This is a genomic window from Kitasatospora sp. NPDC059973, assembly GCF_042737525.1.
Classification (GTDB): Bacteria; Actinomycetota; Actinomycetes; order Streptomycetales; family Streptomycetaceae; genus Kitasatospora.
The window spans coordinates 1-4,434 of sequence record NZ_JBHWUI010000313.1 but is presented as its reverse complement, the minus strand read 5'-3'; the positions used below and the strand labels follow the sequence as shown (position 1 = coordinate 4,434).

Below are 4,434 nucleotides of genomic sequence, written 5' to 3'. Positions count from 1 at the left end.
TCTGACCACCGACGAGCATCGACCTCGGATATGTCCCCACCCATGAACAGCCCAACGAGCGAACCCAACAGTAGTCACGGTAAGCACCGTTGCAGTACTAGCGCCGCAGGTCACGTTGAAGCAGGGCGAGGTGCTGCGCGGCGGCCCGGTGACGCTGCACTACTACGTCGAGACCGGCTTCGACGGCGACGCGGACCTGTCCTACTTCCAGGGCGTCATCCACTCGCCCGCGGCGGGGTGGTTCGGGGTTGAACGGCCTTGGAGTGAGGAGGCAGGCAGCGACGATCACGAGCTCGCGCTGGCCTGGATCGCACCCAGCGCCCAGCAACTGCTTGCCAGCCTCGTTGGAGGGCTGCCAGACCTGCGCGGACCTGGACGTGGACCTCTGGCAGACCGCCTTCCTCAGCCACGAGCTGCGCGCGGCCCTCGCCGCTCACGGCACGCGCTCCTGAGCGGGCCGGGCAGCTGGGTCGCCGACCACGGCCAGGCACGGTCCGCCGGACTGCAGCGGGTCACAGGAACAGGAAGGACAAGGCGGTCAGGCCCACGGGTACGCCTATGCCCACCAGCAGCAGGCCCCGGCTGGTGACGGCGTGGCGTCCGGGTGCGGTCCACGCGCCGGCCCACGCGAAAACGCTGACCGCGGCCACCAGGCCGGCCCGCAGGGCGCCGCTCTCCCCGGCTCCAAAAGCCAGGACGGCTCGCGAAGCCACCCACTCCGCACCGCCGAGCAGCAGAAGAAGGGCGAGCGCGAGCACGAACAGGGCGCCCGGGCGCCGCTCACGCAGCGCTTGCCGGACCCAGCGGCGCAGACGTCCGTGAAGGGCGGGCGGCATAGTGGCCATCACCCCAGTCTTCCCGAGCGCGGCCGCGCCGGTAGGGATTCAGCCGAATCGGCGAGGGTGACGTGCCGTCCGGCGCGGGCTGGTTCTGACCGGGCGGCTGGGCCGTCTGTGACGCGCCGGCCAGGGGCCGGGGCGACACTGAAGTCCGCCACGTACAGGTGCTGCATCGTCCGCCCCCGGAACGCTCATGGTCCACGGTGGCCCCCAGGGCCGCCTGGGCGGCAACACTACTGGTGTGGCGGGAGTAGTGGGCCCTATTGCCGGACGGCCGAGTTGGTGTGACGCGCCCGTCCTCGACACTGTCGTACGCCTGCCCCCGTGGCTCTGGGGGTGACCGGGGCCGCGCGGGGTGCCGAGGATGTGTGCCGAGGTGGGCGTGGGCGACGGAGCCGTGTGCGTCGACCAGCAGAGTGCGCCGGCGGGAGGTGAGGGCGTGGGTGGCCTTGCAGGACGCCTTGCCATCACTGCGTGGTGGGCTGGATGGAGTCGGGGGTGTACTCGACGCCGTCGCCGCGGATGGTCATGGTGAGAGTGAGCGTCTGGTCGGGTCCTGGTGCGAGGGTGACGTAGACCCTGATTCCCTCGGGGGATTCCGCGCTGAACTTGTAGTCCGGGCCCTTCTCCCGTTCGGTGGGAGTCGAGAGCCAGCTGTCCTTCTTGTAGCTGTGCGCCTGCCAGTTGGCGGCGATGCCGTCCGCCAGTTCCCGGCGCCGGGATGCGATGATCGTGGCTTGGGCGGTGAGCTGCCGGTCGACGAGGGACAGCCTGCTCAGCTCGTCATTCGGACGTGGCGGATTCCGTTGCACGGTGTAGCCGGTGTCGTTCAGTGCAAGATCCGCGCTGAACTCGCCGACCGTGTCATGAAGGGCCTGTTCGCTGCGTTCCTGGAACTCGGCGGCGGTGAAGCGGACGTGCTCGGGCCCGAACTTGGGTGTGTACGGGTCGTCGAGCCCGATGTACCACCACACGCCCATGTTGAGCAGGAAGAGGACGGCGACCGTGGCGGCGAGGCCCGCCACCGCCCCCAGACAGCCTTTCGCCAACCCCTTGTCGAACACTCCAGGCCCTCCCCGGTCCCGCTTCGTACCGCCACCGTAGGACGGAGCCCGGACCGGCGCCTGAGTACCCGTACTCAACCCGGGTGGTCCGCCGGGCCCTTCCGCGCTGTCACTGGATGCCGAGCCGGTAGGGATGCCCGGGATCGACGAACGACGTCCCGCCACGGCCCACGAGGTCGGACGTCAGCTCGGATCCTCCAGGAGGCGTAGCGACACACCGCTTGGAGCACTGCCCGGCTCAAGGTTCTGGACACCGCTTTCCCCCGGTCAGCCCGTGGGATGTCGCCTCGATACGGGCGCGGAGGCGCGCGGCGCCTTCCGGAATCCGGCCCCGGCCTTCAGTTCGCCTCGCCGGCTGGCGCAGGGAGAGTGAGTCCGTCGGCTCGGGCCGATGTGGCAGCTCGCCTGCCGGTTCTGAACGACCAGGGTTCGACCGGGCCCGCGACCCGCGGAACTATGGGGCGTCAGGGCTGTCGCCGGACCTTCGGGAGGTGCGGTTCGAGGCGGGTCAGAGGATCAGGCTTCCAGGAGGAGGGCAGGCGGTGCGGTGCCAGGGCCGGTCATCCCTTCACCGTAGCAAGCAGGTTGCGCCGTAGGTCGGCCGCCCATCGACTCCGCCCTGGTAGTCGTCGCCGGCCTTGAGGTGGCCTCGGACCACGGTGGCGATCTGCTTGATCCCGAACTCCAACGGACTCTCCTCATGGGCCCGCGTCGGGGTCCCGCGGAAGGGCGGTGTGCCGGCCGGGTGGCCGTGGTGGCCGGGTCAGCGTACGGCCTTCGGGCGGCGCTGGGCCGAGTTGTTGGGCTCGGCGGTCGCGTGGCTGCCCAGCCCTTGGTTCGCCGACAAGGTGTGGCCCAGCCGGGCGGCCTTGCCGCCCGTGACGACGCCTTGGGCAGGGGCGACGTGCCGTCCAAGGCGCCGTCCTGGACCAGGCCGTCCGGCCCGACGCCACCGTGGGCGGCCCGGTGCTGCTCCCGGCGATGACCGGAGCGTCCTACCAGTGGCGCTGACCGGCAGGGTGATGTTCTGGGAACGGGCCGCGCTGGTGGGTGCGGTGCGGCACTGTGCGGGTGTCACTATGACATCGGACCGCTTGGCCCTGCCCGCCCGCCGTCGCCGTCACGCGCGGTTGATCCTCGCTCTGACGGAGCTGGTCGGTGCCCGCGCCTCGGCAGCGCAGGCGCTGTACCAGCCGGTCGCCGACGCCCCGCTGAGGCAGTAAGCGGTCGTGGTGGATCCCCTCCCGGTGGTCTACCTCGGCCACACGGCCGCCCCGCTGCTGGAGGCGGCCCGGGCCGAGGACGAGGCCCGCTGGCCGGCCGCCCTCGTGCGGGAGCGGGAGCGGGCCCGGCGGACGAGCGCCGTGAGGGTGGGGCTGGTGCGGGCACAGGAGATCGTGGAGGAGCCCGGAGCGGTCCTGGCCCGTTTCGCTGCCGACCGCGGTGGAAGGGCCGCTGCGGCCCGGCGTGCCGGCGGTGAGCGTGGACCAGCGGGCGGCGATGAAGCTGACGGCGGCGGGCTCCGAGGTCGTCGCGCGGTGGCGTGAGGATCCCCGGCAGGCCGTCGCTCTGGTGCAGGGGCTGGCGGCCTCCGGCGAGGTCGGTGTGGACGAGGTCCTCGACGCGGCGATGGACGAGGCGGTGCTGGTCGGGCTGCTGGCGCTCCAGGGCGTGCGGACCACGCGCGACCCGAGCACGGCCGCGGAGCGCTGCCTTGGCGCCGTCGCCCACATCTCGCTCGCGATCACCCTCGCCAGCGCCGACCTGGATTGATCGAGGCCGGCACCGCCTCTGCGGGCCGGGCAGGATGGGCAAGGCCGTCTGTTTCGGGCGGGGGCGGGAACCGGATCCGGGGCGTTGAACGTGTTCAATGTGGCGACGGGGTGACGTCGTTACCGCGCATCAGGACAGCCGAGGGGTTCCTTCATGCAGGCCGAACGCGTTCCCGCGCAGCGCAGGTGGTTCACGTGGTCCGCCATTGCCCTCGGAGTCGGCTTCGTCCTGTCGCCCGTGGTCTACCTGGCCCTCGTCGTGTTCACGTTCGCCGCCGTGGACGGCAGCCCGAAACGGGCCGGCTGCTCGGAGGTCATGGAGTTCGCGGGCGCCTCGATGCCCGCACAGGCCACCGGGGCGAGCTGCACGGACACCAACTCGTTGATGGACCGTGGCTACACGGCCGAGTTCCGGATGCCCCGCGCCGACCTCGCCGCCAGCTTGACCGCGGCCTTCCCCCGCGTGCGGCAGGTCGAGACGTACGGACCGGGGCTGCGCTTCGCCAACTCCCAGGAGACGGACGGGACGCGCCCGCAGGGGCAGGCGATGTTCCTGGAGCTGGACGTCACGTACGAGGACGACGCGACCGCGCTGGTCCGGGTGAAGGCGTTCGACGTCTGACCCGGCCCCGCCCGCCTGCGTGCTCAGGCGGGCGGGATCCTGGTTCCAGGAGGCGGAACTCGATGCCCTCCGGGTCGGCCGGGACGTGGGCTGTACCCCGGTCGCCTGTCTCGGGTTGCCCGGCCACTTGCGCGCCC

4 protein-coding genes are annotated in these 4,434 nt (G+C 71.6%); 2 read left to right on the top strand and 2 right to left on the bottom strand.

All coding sequences use genetic code 11. The annotated features are described in order from the left end of the window. Positions 1 to 512: 512 nt before the first annotated feature. Both ACFWA9_RS38430 and ACFWA9_RS38425 read right to left on the bottom strand, forming a co-directional pair. Positions 513 to 845 (bottom strand): hypothetical protein, encoded by a 333-nt coding sequence (locus ACFWA9_RS38430; RefSeq protein ID WP_380394112.1) that lies wholly within the window; start codon positions 843 to 845, stop codon positions 513 to 515. A 461-nt stretch (positions 846 to 1,306) separates the two neighbouring features. Next, positions 1,307 to 1,903: a hypothetical protein gene (locus ACFWA9_RS38425; protein WP_380394109.1), complete on the bottom strand. Its 597-nt coding sequence runs from the start codon at positions 1,901 to 1,903 to the stop codon at positions 1,307 to 1,309. A 1,476-nt stretch (positions 1,904 to 3,379) separates the two neighbouring features. On the opposite strand from ACFWA9_RS38425, the gene ACFWA9_RS38420 reads away from it, so the two are divergent. Both ACFWA9_RS38420 and ACFWA9_RS38415 read left to right on the top strand, forming a co-directional pair. Next, on the top strand, positions 3,380 to 3,676 hold the full coding sequence (locus ACFWA9_RS38420; RefSeq protein ID WP_380394107.1) for a hypothetical protein: 297 nt from the start codon (positions 3,380 to 3,382) through the stop codon (positions 3,674 to 3,676). 153 nt (positions 3,677 to 3,829) lie between these two features. After that, the gene (locus tag ACFWA9_RS38415; protein WP_380394104.1) at positions 3,830 to 4,297 is read left to right on the top strand and encodes a hypothetical protein; all 468 of its coding nucleotides are present in this window, start codon (positions 3,830 to 3,832) and stop codon (positions 4,295 to 4,297) included. Positions 4,298 to 4,434: the final 137 nt, after the last annotated feature.